Raw genomic sequence first — 13802 nt, forward strand, 5'->3', positions numbered from 1 at the left:
GGCGTGGGGACGCTTTCCACCGCACGGCCGTCCCAATGCAAAAAGCCCCTCGCGGGGCTTTTCGGTTCCTGCGGAAGTCCGTCTCAGGCCTTGGGCAGGCGCAGCGCCCAGCCGGATTCGTCGTGGCGGGCCCGCCAGCCGTGTACGCCCGCCAGGGCGATGCATTCGTCGGCCGTGATGCCCGAGCGTGGGCTGGTGCTGGCGGCGTCGGGATTGCCGCCGCGCGCGTGGGCGCGCAGCTCGTCGCCGCCGACCATCTCGATCTGCAGTTCGCCGCCCTCGGGCAGGTTGTCCAGCATGCTCAGCAGCCAGGCCAGCAGCACGTAGCGCGCGGCGAACTCGGGCAGCACGGCGGCCGGGCACTGCTCGGGCAGATGGATCTGCTTGCCCGAACGCAGCAGCTGCGTGAAGACCAGCTTCTTGCACAGGGCGAGCAGGTCGGACAGCAGCATGGTGCCGCCGGCGTCTTCCAGCCAGTCGCTCAGGCGGCGCACGTCGGCCGTGCTTTCGTAAAGCATGCCTTCCAGGTCGGTGATCAGATTGTCCTGGCGGTGTTCGGTGTCGGTGCCGTCGACCGGATGCTCGGGCACGTGGCGCAGCATGGCGGCCGCCAGCGAGGCATTGGAGATGGGCCGTATGACTTCATGGCGCAGCACCGGGAAGATCAGGGCCAGGACACGGAACTGCACGCCGGCCGCGTACCGGGGATCCGACATGCCTTGCGTCTGGGGGAGCGATGACATCCTGCGGGCCTCGTGAAGCGGAATCAGGCGACGGGGGTGACCAGCTCGACCAGCCGCGTGGGGTCGGCGGGTTTCTCGACCCAGGAGTCGAAGACGTTGGCATCGCTGCGTTGCGGATCGCGCGGCAGGCCGCTCAGGGCGATCAGGCGCAGCGGCTGGTCGGCGTGCTGCGCGCGCAGCCGGCCGGCCAGCACGTAGCCGTCGGTGTCGGGCAGCACGATGTCGACGATGACGGCATGCGGCTGGAAGTCCGCGCTCTGCACCAGTGCTTCGGCGCCGCTGCCCGCCCTGCGGACGTCGATGCCGGACAAGGACAGGAAATCGGCCAGCAGTTCCGACGCCATGGCGTTGTCGTCCACCAGCAATACGCGAGGCGCGTGCAGATTGGTCAAGCGGGGTTCTCCTTTGGAGAGGCTGTGCGAGGCGGCGGCCCGCTGGCCGTGCCGCGATCGGAGAATTCTGGTTCTGGATCCAGGAAGCGGCCACGCCCACACGACGTGACCTGACGGGTCCCGGAGCCTCATTATGCCAACTTCCTGGGCCGGCAGGGGCCCAGTGGCGTGCACGCGTCAGGGCAGGCGCACCAGGGCGCCGGCGGCGTCCTGGCTCACTCCGGGCGCCGGACCGTCCTGCGGTAGCGCTATCACGCGGTCCTGCAGCACCTGGAAGCGCCGGCGATGGCCCGCGTCGTCCAGCTGGATCGTGGCGCCGTCCGGCAACCATGTGTAGGCGCCGCGCGTCAGGTCGGGCGGGCCGGACCGGCCCTGCGGTTGCATGCGCAACTCGTATCCGCCCGCGGCCTCCAGCGTCAGGCGCGTGCGCACCGCGGGACAGCCGGCGCAGGGCAGCACGCCCTCGTAGCTGCCGACCCAGTTCAGGACGTTGCGCGCGTGGTTCGATCCGGCGGCCGTGACGGCGCGGGCGGCCTCGCCGCGCGGGCCCGCGGCGGGCGGGACGCAGGCGGCCAGACTGGCGCAGAAGAGCAGCGCCGCCATGCCGTGCAAGGCCGATTTGGCGGCCGTCGGCGTTTCAATTGGTAGCAAAATTTCCGTGCTCCCAGCCTTCGCGATAGGCCTCGACCGCCGCCAGCACCGCCGCCTGCTGCACGCTATGAGCGTAGCGAAAGCGTTCGCCATACACGGTTTCATCCGGAAACTCCGTCAGCAGCGCCAGGGGCGCCAGCTCCTGCTGGCTTTCGGCAATGACCACGGCCATGCCGTTGATCGTCTCGAAGCTGTCCCGGGCGCCGCTGCCCGCATGCGCATCGAGCAGCGCCGTCTGGCGCGCGTTGAAGTCCAGCAGGCCGGGCAGGCGGGCCAGGCGCGCCGTCACGCCGTCGATCAGGCGCTCGGCCTGCCGACGGCGGCCGGCATGGTAGCGCATGACCAGGAAGAAGCCCTGGGGCAGCGTCCATCGTTCGAAATGGCGCGGCAGGTAACCAGACAGGGGCCGCGTCCACTCGTGCGCCGGGTAGCCGTGCAGGTTGACATGCAACTGCGCGCCGCTGATGGCCAGCGCGTCGATGCGGGCCTGCTGCTCGTAGCGCGGTGCGCGTTCGCGGTAGGCGACGTCGTCGCCCAGCGCGCTGTAGCGCGCGGCATGGTGCATGTGGCGCGGATGCACGGCGCACAGCTCCTGGTGCAGGGCGTAGCCGTCGGGGTTCTCGGCGGGGATCAGCGCGAAGTGCGCGTGGCCTGCCTCGCGCAGCGCCTGGGCGGCGCGCAGGGCGCCGATCACGCCGGAGGTTTCGTTGGCGTGTTGGCCGGCCGAGATCAATACCGCGGGGCCCGCGCCCGCGAAATATGCGCCCAGCACGGGCCGGCCCTGCCGCGACGTGGCCCGGAATGGCGCGCCGCCCAGCGCGGCGAGATGGCCGGCGATCAGGCCGGGGGCCAGCGGCGCGTCGGCGGATGCCAGGTCGCCGTCGGGCGCCTGCGGCGTGACCGGGACCACGGCGGGGAAGGGCACGGCGGCGATGCGCAGCCGCGCGGGGCCGTCGCAGGGACGCACGTCCGGCACGATCTGCCCGGGCTGCAGGCCGCGGTCGCCCGGCGGCCGGCCGGACAGGCGCTGGAAGTGTTCCAGCAGCGAGAAATACAGGTCTTCGTGCAGGGCCTCGCAGGTGCTCAGCAGGTCTTCGTCGCGGGCCAGCGCGTACTCGACCGCGGGGATGTCGACGCGCAGTTCCAGCCGCTCGAAGTACGGTTCGCCACGATGCCAGGCCTGGCCGCGCACGCAGGCCAGCGCGGCGTCGTACACGGCCTGGTACTCCGTCCGCCAGGCCGCGTCGCGCACGCACTGGCCGTCGATGTCGTACACGCGCAGCCAGCCCGTGGGCGACAGGGTGGGACCGTCCACGGTGTCCTGCAACGCGTTGGGTGCCGTCACGTCGTGCTCCTGTACGCGGCCGTCCGCGTACTCCAGCGTGACGGCATAGCGCGGCAGCGGGTCCAGCAGCTCGGCGCCGCCCGGTTCGAACGTCACGGCCACGCCCGGCAGCAGGCCCGCCAGCGGATAGGCTTCCAGGGTGTAGCGGTTGGCGGCCGCCCGGGGGTGCACCGGATGGCGCACGGCGATGCGCAGCAGGCCTTCGGCATCGACCGCTTCCAGCACGTGGTGCAGCAACGGCTTGTAGGCGCTGTGCAGGCGCGCGGCGACACCCGCGTCGGCCAGCGCGGCCTCGGCGGCGCGGCGCGCCTGCGGGCCTTCGAACAGCCAGCCTTCCACGCGGGCGCCGCGCCAGGCGGGGGCGGAGAATTCCCGCATCCATGCGTCGAGGGTGCGGTCGAAGACGGTGTCCAGCAGGATCACGGGCGGCTCCAGGCGATGGCGTGCTCCTGCTTGTACCACGGCGCGGAGGCTACGCTCTGTTGCGGATGGACACGCCCGGGGGCGCGTCGGCCGACTACCATAGCCGCGGCGGCCCGTCCTGTCGCGGCGGCCGCGCCGTTTCCAAGGTGGTTCCATGAACATACGCATGCAAGCGCTCGCCGCGCTCGGTCTCTCCGTCCTGTCCTGCGCCGCGCTGGCGCAGCCGGTCCAGCAGTACAACTTCCCGTCGACCGCCGGCAGCGCCTCGCCGCCGTCCACGTTGCGCATCACCGAGTCGCCCGCGCCGATGGCCGAGCCGGCCGCCGGGCAGCCCGTGATCGTGCGCGACTCGCCCGAGAGCCTGGACGAGTACCAGCGCTGCCGCACGGTGTCCGACCGCGCCGCGGTCGACAGCCAGCAGATGCGCATCGGCGTGGCGCAATGCCTGAAAGAGCTGGAGGCACGCCGCCAGGGCGGCGTCCGCTAGCCTCGAGGCCCCGCGGCATGCCGGCCTGATGCGGTTGCGCCCGTGGGGCGGGCGTCCCGACCCTGCGGCGGGCCGCGCGCCGGCCATCGCGCTGTTCGCGTCCCTTCGCGCGGGCCGGCGTCACGAAGGCGGCGTCCGGGCGGTGGTAAGCTGGCCCGCTTCCCATTCCCCGGCAGCCCCGCCATGACTCAAGACGACGTCCATCTCACCGAAACCCGGCTGCACAGCGAGCTGATCTGTGACGGCAGTTTCCTGAAGGTCCGCCGCGATACGGTGCGCCTGCCCAGCGGGCGCGAGGCCACGCGCGAGTACGTGGTGCACCCGGGCGCCGTCGTCGTCGTTCCCATGCTGGACGACGGGCGCGTGCTGGTCGAGCGCCAGTTCCGCTATCCCATCGGCCAGGTGATGACCGAGTTCCCTGCCGGCAAGCTCGACCCGGACGAGGACCCTCTGGCCTGCGCGAAGCGCGAGCTGTTCGAGGAGACCGGCTATACGGCCGCGCAATGGGCACGGGCGGGCCATCTGCACCTGGCCATCGCCTACTCCACCGAGATCATCCACATCTTCTTCGCGCGCGGCCTGACGGCCGGCCAGCGGCAGCTGGACGAGGACGAGTTCCTGGACGTGCTGGCCGTCGACGCCGACGAACTGTCCGACGCCTGCCGGCAAGGCCGCGTCACCGACACCAAGACGCTGACCTGCATGCTGTGGCTGCAGAACGTGCGCAGCGGCGCCTGGGCGCTGGAGTGGCGGGATGCGTGACATGACGGACGCCGACCGCCTCCCGGACGCGGCCTCGGCCGGGCCCGAGCAGGCGCCCGTCGTCGAACTGCGGCCCAGCGGTTGGCGCTATGTCTGCCCGCCCGGCCTGACCGTGCTGCAGGCGGCCGCGCAAGCGCGCATCCGGCTGCCGAGTTCGTGCCGCAACGGCACCTGCCGCACCTGCATGTGCAGGATGCTGCGGGGCGCGGTGCGCTACACCACCGAATGGCCCGGCGTGAGTTCGGACGAGCAGGCCGAAGGCTGGATCCTGCCCTGCGTGGCAGTGCCCGAAGGCGACCTGGTACTGGAGGTGCCCGAGGCGCGCGTCCTGGTGCCGCGCCCGCCGCCCGCGCAGCTTACCGGGGCGCGGCGCGCCTAGGCTCGACGCCCTTGAGCGCGATGCACGCCGGCGCGTTGGCCTGCGTCACGGCGCCCGCGCCCATCAGGGCCTGCACGCCGCATGAAGACCCGTACAGATCCGCATCGCCGTGGCCAGCATTGCCGACTTCGAAGGCGCGATGCGTCAGCGGCGCGACGCGCTGGTCGCCGCGCGTGTCGTAGCGCCAGTAGTTCAGTCCGCGCGAAAGGCGGGTGGCGCCCTGCGCTTCGGCCCCGCAGGTCTTGTCCAGGCCGGGTTGCTCGGGATTGTTGTCGGCGCCGCCGAACAGATAGGTGACGCTGCGCGCGGCGTAGCGCGCGGCCAGGCGCACGCGGTCGGGCTTGCCTAGCGCGGGCGGCAGGCTGTCCAGGCCGTAGCGGTATTGGTCGTAGGTGGGGCAGATGCCGCGTTCGTAGCGGGCGAAGCCGCGGCCGTCCGGGCGCAGGCGGTCCGGCGTCAGGTACAGGTACGAATCGGCATTGGACACCACGTAGCTCAAGGCCAGGCCGGAGGCCCGCAGGCTTTCGTCGATGCCGTTCAACACCGCGTAGCGCTGCACCATCTGGCCGCCGCTGCCGTGGCCGGCCAGCACGATCTCGTGCAGCAGCGGCAGGCGGCCCTGCGCCGACAGGTCGCGCAGCAGGTCGTCCAGCACCTGGAACGCGCCCACCGGGCCCGGACGGCCCCGCTGCGTGCCGCTGGGCTGGCCGTCCTTCCAGTCGCCGCGCCGCCACGCGGGCAGGCCGTTGAAGCCGGCCTCGACGGCGCTGGGAAACTTGGGGGCCAGCACCAGGGTGTCCGCGGCGCGCTCGCGGTTGCCGGCATAGAGGCCGGTGGCGGATTCGAGGGCGCGCGCGGCGTCGCGCCGGTCGTCGTGGATCACGATCACCACGCGGCGCACGTTGCGCAATGCCTTGGGCTGGTCCAGCCGGATGCTGGCATAGATCGGGAAGGGATAGCGCTTGCCGGCGGGGCCGAGGTCGACGCGGCGCCACTTGGGCGCGGCGCGCGGCGGGGGCGGCAGGTGCTCGAGATAGGGATCCTGCGGCAGCGGCTGGGCGGACGCAGGCCCATGCAGCAGGGCGGTGGCCAGAAGCGCCGACAGGACCAGCGCCTGCAGGCGGCGGGGGTACGGCGCGTAGGCGTCAGGCGTCAGGAAAACCCGCTGCGGCATTGCAGTCCTCAGGAAGCGCGGACCGGCGGGCCACGGCGGCACCATTGTATGCCGGGGCCCTCGTGGCGCCACGTGTCGCCCCGTGCCGCCGTATGAGCGTTCGTGACCGTGGCCCGCCGCGCCGCGCAGGCCCGAGCCCCCCTGCGTGCCTGGCCATGGCGTGGCGGTCCGCGGGCGATGCGTTTATGCTGGTTCGTGCAGGTCGTGCCAGTCATGAGGGGTGCGGCGGCGGTGCGAGGTATTGAAATCGCCGGGCCCGTCCGCACATTCAGATCATCGGTTCGCCACCGTCGGCGAGCCCCCAATTGCCAACCGACACCATGCGATTCGACAAACTGACCACCAAGTTCCAGCAGGCGCTGGCCGACGCGCAGAGTCTCGCCGCCCGCAACGATCATCCCTACATCGAGCCTACGCACGTGCTGGCCGCCCTGCTGGCCGATTCCGACAGCGGCGCGCCCAGCCTGCTGGCGCGGGCCGGCGTGGCCGTCAGCCGCGCGCAATCCGCGCTGGACGCCGCGCTGAAGAACCTGCCCCAGGTGCAGGGCAACGACAACGTGCAGCCCAGCCGCGACCTGCAGGCCATGTTCACGCGCACCGACAAGGAGGCAGCCAAGCGCGGCGACACCTACATCGCCGCCGAGCTGTTCCTGCTGGCGCTGGCCGACGACAAGGGCGACGCGGGCCGCATCCTGCGCGACGCGGGCCTGCAGAAGAAGGCGCTGGAAGCCGCCATCGACGCCGTGCGCGGCGGCGAGAGCGTCTCGGGCGCCGAGGGCGAGTCCAACCGGCAGGCCCTGGCCAAGTACACGCTGGACCTGACCGAGCGCGCCCGCCAGGGCAAGCTCGATCCCGTCATCGGACGCGACGACGAGATCCGCCGCACCATCCAGATCCTGCAGCGCCGCACCAAGAACAACCCCGTGCTCATCGGCGAACCCGGCGTGGGCAAGACCGCCATCGTCGAAGGCCTGGCGCAGCGCATCGTCAACGACGAAGTGCCCGAGACCCTGCGCGGCAAGCGCGTGCTGTCGCTCGACCTGGCGGGCCTGCTGGCTGGCGCCAAGTTCCGCGGCGAATTCGAGGAACGCCTGAAGGCCGTGCTGAAGGAGCTGGCGCAGGACGATGGCCAGAACATCGTCTTCATCGACGAGCTGCACACCATGGTGGGCGCCGGCAAGGCCGAGGGCGCCATGGACGCGGGCAACATGCTCAAGCCGGCGCTGGCGCGCGGCGAGCTGCACTGCATCGGCGCGACCACGCTGGACGAATACCGCAAGTACATCGAAAAGGACGCGGCGCTGGAGCGCCGCTTCCAGAAGGTGCTGGTGGGTGAGCCCGACGTCGAGTCCACCATCGCCATCCTGCGCGGCCTGCAGGAGCGCTACGAGATCCACCACGGCGTCGAGATCACCGATCCCGCCATCGTGGCGGCCGCCGAGCTGTCGCACCGCTACATCACCGACCGCTTCCTGCCCGACAAGGCGATCGACCTGATCGACGAGGCCGGCGCGCGCATCCGCATGGAGATCGACTCCAAGCCCGAGGTGATGGACCGCCTGGACCGCCGCATCATCCAGTTGAAGATCGAGCGCGAGGCCGTCAAGCGCGAGACCGACGACGCCTCCAAACGCCGCCTGGCCGTCATCGAGGAGGAACTCGAGAAGCTGCAGCGCGAGTACAACGACTACGAGGAAATCTGGAAAGCCGAGAAGGCCGCGGTGCAGGGCACGCAGGCCATCAAGGAAGAGATCGACCGCGTGCGCGCCGAGATGGCCGAGCTGCAGCGCAAGGGCCAGTTCGACAAGCTGGCCGAACTGCAGTACGGCAAGCTGCCCGAGCTGGAGGCGCGCCTGCAGGCGGCCGACACGGCCGAGCAGCAGGGCGGCGCGCAGGCCGGCGGCGACAAGCCGCGGCTGCTGCGCACGCAGGTCGGCGCCGAGGAAATCGCCGAGGTCGTATCGCGCGCCACGGGCATCCCCGTGTCCAAGATGATGCAAGGCGAGCGCGACAAGCTGCTGCAGATGGAGGACGTGCTGCACAGGCGCGTGGTGGGCCAGGACGAGGCCGTGCGGCTGGTGTCCGACGCCATCCGGCGTTCGCGCGCCGGGCTGGCCGATCCGTCGCGTCCGTATGGCTCCTTCCTGTTCCTTGGCCCCACGGGCGTGGGCAAGACCGAGCTGACGCGCGCGCTGGCCGACTTCCTGTTCGATTCGCAGGACCACATGATCCGCATCGACATGAGCGAGTTCATGGAGAAGCATTCGGTGGCCCGCCTGATCGGCGCGCCGCCCGGATACGTGGGCTACGAAGAAGGCGGCTACCTGACCGAGGCCGTGCGCCGCAAGCCGTACAGCGTGGTGCTGCTGGACGAGGTCGAGAAGGCGCATCCGGACGTGTTCAACGTGCTGCTGCAGGTGCTGGACGACGGCCGCCTGACCGATGGCCAGGGCCGCACGGTGGACTTCCGCAACACGGTCATCGTGATGACGTCCAACCTCGGCTCGCAGCACATCCAGAGCCTGGCGGGCAAGCCGTACGACGTCATCAAGGAAGTGGTGTGGGACGAGCTGAAGCAGACCCTGCGGCCCGAGTTCCTGAACCGCATCGACGAGGTCGTCGTGTTCCATGGCCTGGAAGCGCAGCACATCGAGTCCATCGCCCGCATCCAGTTGAAGCGCCTGGCCGAGCGGCTGGAGAAGCAGGAGATGCGCCTGGACGTGACCGACGCGGCGCTGGCCGAGCTGGCGCGCGCGGGCTTCGATCCGGTGTTCGGCGCGCGGCCGTTGAAGCGCGCGATCCAGCAGCAGATCGAGAATCCTGTCGCCAAGCTGATCCTGGAAGGCGTGTTCGGTCCGCGCGACCTGGTGCCGGTGGACTGGCAGGACGGCAAGTTCGTGTTCACGCGGACCTTGCAGTAACGCGCGGCGGCTGGCTGGCCGCGCGGGTCATGCGAAAGCCCCTCGACGGGATGTCGAGGGGCTTTTTCGTTGTGCATGGGGGCCGGCGCTCAGCGCAGGGCGCCGGCGCACCCGCGTATGTCGCGTACCAGCGCTTGCCTGGTCGCCGCGCGGATCGGGAATTGCGCGGCCTGTGCAGCGAACCCGTCGGCCAGAGCGACGGCCTGGTCGATGCAGCGCGTGGCCTCCGACGCCTGCACACCGCCTTCGCCGGCCAGCCGCAGCAGATCCGCGCGCGTCACGGCATTGCCCGCGCCGCAGACATCCATGAAGTGCTCGCCGGCCGGGCCGTGGCTGTAGGTCAGGTCATAGCCTGGCGCCAGGCGCCAGTGTCCATCGCGGTCGAGGCGGTAGGCGAAGTTCTTCGTGTGGTCGTCGCGGTTGTGGAAGATCACGTTGAAGACGGCGCGCCGATACGCGTGGTCGACTTCGGCCTGGCTGCGCGTCATGAAGCGCGTCAGCTTCAGAAGCACGTCGTAGCCCACGGCCGGCTGGCGGAAGTCCAGGTCGAGCGCGCCGGCCATCGACAGCATGGGCACGCGCATGCCGGCTTCGCGGTCGAAACGGCGGACGCCGAATGCGGCCAGCCGCCGGTCCAGCTGGAACAGGTGCGTGTCCGGCATGTCGATGCCGAACGCCCGCGCGAGATGGGCATACAGCTGTTCGATGGCGCACACCTCGGGATGCTCGCCGCCCGCCTGGAATTTCACCAGCCAGGGCGCCGCGTTCGGGAACGGGTGCGTTCCCACCTGCCGGGTGGAGGGATCGAAATACACCAGCACCTTGGGGCGCGCGCCGTGCGGCGACCCGCCCAGCCGTGCGAGGGTCTGCAGCGCGGCGCTGTCTTCTCCTTGCACGATCGCCTGGGCCTCCTGCGCCAGGGCGAGCAGGGAGAGATCCTGAGAATCGGGAACCAGGTCGGACTCGGGCTGATAGCTCAGGGCTCCCATGGCCCGGTCGCCGATGAAGGCCAGCCTGTCCAGCGGGGACAGGGTTTCGGTGCGGACCCCGTGCTTGCGCAGAAGCCGGTCCATGAGCAGCAGGCCCCAGCCGTCAGGCAGGGAGTCGGCGATCAGGCCGGGCAGTTGCCACTGATGCGCGGGGAATTTCTGGAATGCGCCGCGGCGCAACGGCAGGGCGCGAGGCGACAGTTCGAGCCCCCGTTCGAGGGCCTGCGGCGCATATTCGAATAGCAGGTCACGGCCGGACTGGGCGAGCCTGCCCAGCGTCCACTGTTGGCCCCAACCCCGGTAGATGACCTCAAGGGTTTTCATCGGAGCGCCCGTGGGACGGGCGACGAGGCGCGCGTTGGCGCTGCTTGCGCAATGCCCGGTCCCGCGCCGCCAGATCGGCGATCGACTGTATGGCGGGCTGGAACAGCGCATCGAAGCCGCGCTCCACGCCCAGCGCCTGGGCAATGCGGATGACCGTGCCCAAGCCGCAGTCGCCCTGGCGTTCCAGATGGCGCAGCGTGCCGATGGACACGCCCGCGCGCCGCGCGAGCTCGGCCTGGGTAAGATCCTGGGCCAGCCGCGTCAGCCTGACGCGCTGGCCGAGTTCCTGGCCGATCTCGTCGGGGGTGGCAAAGCTGAAGTCCATTGTTCGTGGAAACGGCGATCTGGAATGTATACGGCAGTATAGTGTCCAAGCCGTTTTTCGCCTATGGAATGCGATGTATTAAGCATCAAAATACTGTTTTTTATACCCAAAAAATGGCTTAAATGGTCAGAATATTGGTGTTTAAGTATTTTGATGCCGGTGGCGGCGCCGCGCGCGTGGCCAGCCTTGGGCGCCACTTGCGTTATCGTCTTCGGCCGCCTTGCCTTGCTTTTCGGGTCTTCCATCATGACCGCACTGCTTCCCCTGAACTTCCTTGCCATCGGCCTGGGCGCCGCGGCCGGCGCGTGGCTGCGCTGGCTGCTGGGGCTGCGCTTCAACGCGTCGGGCTGGCCCTGGGGCACGCTGGCGGCCAATCTGGTCGGCGGCTACCTGATCGGCGTGCTGGTGGCGGTGATCGCCGCGCATCCCGAGTGGCCGGCGTGGGTGCGGCTGGCGGCGATCACGGGGTTCCTGGGCGGACTGACCACGTTCTCGACCTTCTCGGCGGAAACGGTGGACATGCTGCAGCGCGGCGCCTATGGCACGGCGCTGGGATATGCGGCGCTCAGCCTGCTGGGGTCGCTGGCGCTGACCGCGCTGGGCCTGGCGACGGTGCACGCGCTGCGCTGAAGGCGGCGCCGCGCCTCGGCGTCCCGTCTTACACGTGCGACGTCGGCCCGCCCGAGGCGCCGGCCTGCAGCACGCGCGCGGCCTGCAGGCCGCTGCGCACGGCGCCCTCCAGCACGCCGGGATAGCCGGTGTCGGTCCAGTCGCCGGCCAGGGCCAGGGTGCGCCATGGCGTGTGGTTCAGCGGCCGGGCGCGCTGCGGCACGGCCGAGAAGGTGGCACGCTTCTCGATGAACAGTTCGGCCAGTTCCACCGCCGGCATGGGCGGCAGCCCGGCGTGGCGCGCGGCTTGTTCGCGCACCTGCTCGATCAGGTTGGCGATGATGGCGCCGCGGTCGGCCTCGGCCAGCCCGGCCGCGGCGCTGATCACCACGGCCAGTTCGGCGCGCTGGTCGGCGCCGGTGAGCCGCGAGCGGTCGAACAGCCACTGGCCGGCGTGGCCGCGCGCGGCGTCCTCGCGCAGCATCATCATGGGTTCGGGCAGCGGCCACGGCCGGGCCAGCCGCAGGTTCAGCGTGGCGATGGGCATGTAGTCGAAGGCCTGCAGGGCCTTCAGCAGCGCCTGCGAGCCGGTTTCGCGCAGCGCGCCGCCCAGCAGGCGCGCGGCTACCAGCGGCGGCACGGCCAGCACGGCGGCGTCGAAGCGTTCGCCGTTGACGTCGACCCAGCGGTCGGAAGGATCGAGCTGGCGCACGGTATTGCCGTAGCGCATCGTCACCTGCCGCGCGGCCGCGTCGGGCCACAGCGCGGACAGGTCCACGCAGGGCAGCAGGATGTCGCTGTCGCGCAGGCCGCCGGCCAGGCTGTCCTTCAGCACGCGCACGAGCAGCGCGGCGCTGGCCAGCGCGGGCGGGGTGTTCAGCGCCGCCAGGCACAGCGGTTCCCAGACCTGCCGGACCATGGCGGCCGGTTGCGCGTGATGGGCCAGCAGCTGGCCCACCGTCCAGTCGGCGGGCACCTGCCAGCCGTCGCGTCGCAAGGCCGTCATCAGGCGCAGGGCGGCCAGCTTGTCGGAGAAGCCCAGGCCGCGCGCGGTCAGCAGCGCCAGCGCGGCATGCCACGGCGCGGGCAGGCGCGCGGCGGACAGGCGGAAGGCGCCGTCCAGGCTGGCCAGCCGCAGCGGCCGGCGCATCAGCAAGGCGTTGGGGTTGCGGCCCAGGCGGCGCATCAGCGCCAGCGTCTGCGTGTAGGCGCCCAGCAGGATGTGCTGGCCGTTGTCCAACCCGTCGCCGAATTCCGGGTGCACTACGCGGCGCGCGCGGCCGCCCGGCGTACGGCCGGCTTCGAAGACGGTGACGGAGGCGCCGAGATCGCGCAGCGTGGAGGCCGCGGCCAGGCCTGCCCAGCCGGCGCCGATGACTGCCGCCTTCATAGGGACAGGCGGCGCACCAGGCCGCGGCCGCCGCCGACCCAGACCTTCCACGCCAGCATCAGCTTGCGCAGCGGCGTCAGCGAGATGCGCTGGTGCAGCACTTGCCAGTTGTCGCGCTCGATCTCGTCCAGCAGGGCGTAATAGATCGCCGCCATCATCAGGCCGGGCCGCTGCGCGCGGCGGTCGGCCTCGGGCAGGGCGGTCATGGCCTCGCGGTAGAGCTGGCGGGCGCGGTCGGCCTGGAAACGCATCAGGGCGGTGAAGCGTTCGGAATAGTTGCCGTTGAGGATGTCGGCCGCCTTCACCTCGAACTGCTGCAGTTCGTCGACGGGCAGGTAGATGCGGCCGCGCCGCGCATCGTCGCCGACGTCGCGGATGATGTTGGTCATCTGGAACGCCAGGCCCAGCTTGCCCGCGTATTCGAGCGTGCGCGGGTCGGTGTAGCCGAACACGCCGGCCGACAGCTCGCCCACCACGCCGGCCACGTGCCAGCAGTACTTGCGCAGGCCGGGCCAGTCCAGGTAGCGGCTCTGGTCCAGGTCCATCTGCATGCCGTCGATCACGGCGATCAGCCGGTCGCGGGTGATGCCACAGGGCTCCAGGTGCGGCTGCATGGCGCGCGTGACCGGATGGTCCGGCTTGCCGGCGTACATCTGGTCGATCTGGGTGCGCCACCAGGCCAGCTTGATGCGGGCCACGGACTCGTCCTTCGCCTCGTCGACCACGTCGTCGACCTCGCGGCAGAAGGCGTACAGGGCCGTGATGGCGCGCCGCCGTTCCGGAGGCAGGAACAGGAAGGCGTAGTAGAAACTGGAACCGCTCTTGGCGGCCTTTTCCTGGCAGTAGTCGTCAGGGGTCATGTCGTTGCTCGCCCGTCTGCCTGCATCT

Annotated in this window: 14 protein-coding genes; 5 read left to right on the forward strand and 9 right to left on the reverse strand. The window is 70.7% G+C overall.

Features of this window, described 5'->3' with window-relative positions:
- Positions 1-83: 83 nt before the first annotated feature.
- From FS845_RS19330 to FS845_RS19345, 4 genes are all read right to left on the reverse strand, one after another.
- Positions 84-743, reverse strand: coding sequence for a hypothetical protein (locus FS845_RS19330; protein ID WP_144638371.1), 660 nt, complete (start codon positions 741-743; stop codon positions 84-86).
- 23 nt (positions 744-766) lie between these two features.
- Positions 767-1135, reverse strand: a complete 369-nt coding sequence (locus tag FS845_RS19335; protein ID WP_144638372.1) for a response regulator — start codon at positions 1133-1135, stop codon at positions 767-769.
- Positions 1136-1312: 177 nt separating this feature from the next.
- Positions 1313-1738 (reverse strand): copper resistance protein NlpE, encoded by a 426-nt coding sequence (locus tag FS845_RS19340; RefSeq protein WP_186332350.1) that lies wholly within the window; start codon positions 1736-1738, stop codon positions 1313-1315.
- Positions 1739-1772: 34 nt separating this feature from the next.
- On the reverse strand, positions 1773-3509 hold the full coding sequence (locus FS845_RS19345) for a peptidase M14 (protein WP_260986368.1): 1737 nt from the start codon (positions 3507-3509) through the stop codon (positions 1773-1775).
- A 211-nt stretch (positions 3510-3720) separates the two neighbouring features.
- Here FS845_RS19345 and FS845_RS19350 point away from each other — a divergent pair, with 211 nt between their 5' ends.
- From FS845_RS19350 to FS845_RS19360, 3 genes are all read left to right on the forward strand, one after another.
- Positions 3721-4041 (forward strand): hypothetical protein, encoded by a 321-nt coding sequence (locus FS845_RS19350; RefSeq protein WP_144638379.1) that lies wholly within the window; start codon positions 3721-3723, stop codon positions 4039-4041.
- 183 nt (positions 4042-4224) lie between these two features.
- Positions 4225-4803 (forward strand): NUDIX domain-containing protein, encoded by a 579-nt coding sequence (locus tag FS845_RS19355; RefSeq protein ID WP_144638380.1) that lies wholly within the window; start codon positions 4225-4227, stop codon positions 4801-4803.
- A gap of 1 nt (position 4804) precedes the next feature.
- On the forward strand, positions 4805-5182 hold the full coding sequence (locus tag FS845_RS19360) for a 2Fe-2S iron-sulfur cluster-binding protein (protein ID WP_144638651.1): 378 nt from the start codon (positions 4805-4807) through the stop codon (positions 5180-5182).
- Here FS845_RS19360 and FS845_RS19365 read toward each other — a convergent pair.
- The gene (locus FS845_RS19365; protein WP_260986354.1) at positions 5160-6356 is read right to left on the reverse strand and encodes a hypothetical protein; all 1197 of its coding nucleotides are present in this window, start codon (positions 6354-6356) and stop codon (positions 5160-5162) included. The two genes, FS845_RS19360 and FS845_RS19365, sit on opposite strands and share 23 nt — an antisense overlap.
- Positions 6357-6676: 320 nt before the next feature.
- On the opposite strand from FS845_RS19365, the gene clpB reads away from it, so the two are divergent.
- The gene (gene clpB / locus FS845_RS19370) at positions 6677-9277 is read left to right on the forward strand and encodes an ATP-dependent chaperone ClpB (RefSeq protein WP_144638382.1); all 2601 of its coding nucleotides are present in this window, start codon (positions 6677-6679) and stop codon (positions 9275-9277) included.
- A gap of 89 nt (positions 9278-9366) precedes the next feature.
- Here clpB and FS845_RS19375 read toward each other — a convergent pair whose 3' ends face one another.
- Entirely contained in the window at positions 9367-10590 is a 1224-nt protein-coding gene (locus FS845_RS19375) for a type II toxin-antitoxin system HipA family toxin (RefSeq protein ID WP_144638384.1), read from the reverse strand.
- Positions 10577-10915: a helix-turn-helix transcriptional regulator gene (locus FS845_RS19380; RefSeq protein WP_144638386.1), complete on the reverse strand. Its 339-nt coding sequence runs from the start codon at positions 10913-10915 to the stop codon at positions 10577-10579. Before FS845_RS19380 ends, FS845_RS19375 begins: the two co-directional genes overlap by 14 nt.
- Positions 10916-11161: 246 nt before the next feature.
- On the opposite strand from FS845_RS19380, the gene crcB reads away from it, so the two are divergent.
- On the forward strand, positions 11162-11545 hold the full coding sequence (gene crcB, locus FS845_RS19385; protein WP_144638388.1) for a fluoride efflux transporter CrcB: 384 nt from the start codon (positions 11162-11164) through the stop codon (positions 11543-11545).
- 28 nt (positions 11546-11573) lie between these two features.
- Here the strand turns inward: crcB and hpnE are convergent, their stop codons facing one another.
- Together hpnE and hpnD are read right to left on the reverse strand one after the other, a co-directional pair.
- Entirely contained in the window at positions 11574-12914 is a 1341-nt protein-coding gene (gene hpnE / locus FS845_RS19390) for a hydroxysqualene dehydroxylase HpnE (protein ID WP_144638390.1), read from the reverse strand.
- A complete protein-coding gene (gene hpnD / locus FS845_RS19395; protein WP_144638392.1) occupies positions 12911-13774 on the reverse strand; it encodes a presqualene diphosphate synthase HpnD in 864 nt (287 codons plus the stop codon). Before hpnD ends, hpnE begins: the two co-directional genes overlap by 4 nt.
- Positions 13775-13802: the final 28 nt, after the last annotated feature.

Source organism: Bordetella genomosp. 13 (assembly GCF_007679965.1).
GTDB lineage: Bacteria > Pseudomonadota > Gammaproteobacteria > Burkholderiales > Burkholderiaceae_B > Bordetella.

Coding starts and splice junctions, on each gene's coding strand:
- FS845_RS19330 (WP_144638371.1), bottom strand. CDS start 743: ATGTCATCGCTCCCCCAGACGCAAGGCATGTCGGATCCCCGGTACGCG.
- FS845_RS19340 (WP_186332350.1), bottom strand. CDS start 1,738: ATGGCGGCGCTGCTCTTCTGCGCCAGTCTGGCCGCCTGCGTCCCGCCC.
- FS845_RS19345 (WP_260986368.1), bottom strand. CDS start 3,509: ATGCGGGAATTCTCCGCCCCCGCCTGGCGCGGCGCCCGCGTGGAAGGC.
- FS845_RS19350 (WP_144638379.1), top strand. CDS start 3,721: ATGCAAGCGCTCGCCGCGCTCGGTCTCTCCGTCCTGTCCTGCGCCGCG.
- FS845_RS19355 (WP_144638380.1), top strand. CDS start 4,225: ATGACTCAAGACGACGTCCATCTCACCGAAACCCGGCTGCACAGCGAG.
- FS845_RS19360 (WP_144638651.1), top strand. CDS start 4,805: ATGACGGACGCCGACCGCCTCCCGGACGCGGCCTCGGCCGGGCCCGAG.
- FS845_RS19365 (WP_260986354.1), bottom strand. CDS start 6,356: ATGCCGCAGCGGGTTTTCCTGACGCCTGACGCCTACGCGCCGTACCCC.
- clpB (WP_144638382.1), top strand. CDS start 6,677: ATGCGATTCGACAAACTGACCACCAAGTTCCAGCAGGCGCTGGCCGAC.
- FS845_RS19375 (WP_144638384.1), bottom strand. CDS start 10,590: ATGAAAACCCTTGAGGTCATCTACCGGGGTTGGGGCCAACAGTGGACG.
- FS845_RS19380 (WP_144638386.1), bottom strand. CDS start 10,915: ATGGACTTCAGCTTTGCCACCCCCGACGAGATCGGCCAGGAACTCGGC.
- crcB (WP_144638388.1), top strand. CDS start 11,162: ATGACCGCACTGCTTCCCCTGAACTTCCTTGCCATCGGCCTGGGCGCC.
- hpnE (WP_144638390.1), bottom strand. CDS start 12,914: ATGAAGGCGGCAGTCATCGGCGCCGGCTGGGCAGGCCTGGCCGCGGCC.
- hpnD (WP_144638392.1), bottom strand. CDS start 13,774: ATGACCCCTGACGACTACTGCCAGGAAAAGGCCGCCAAGAGCGGTTCC.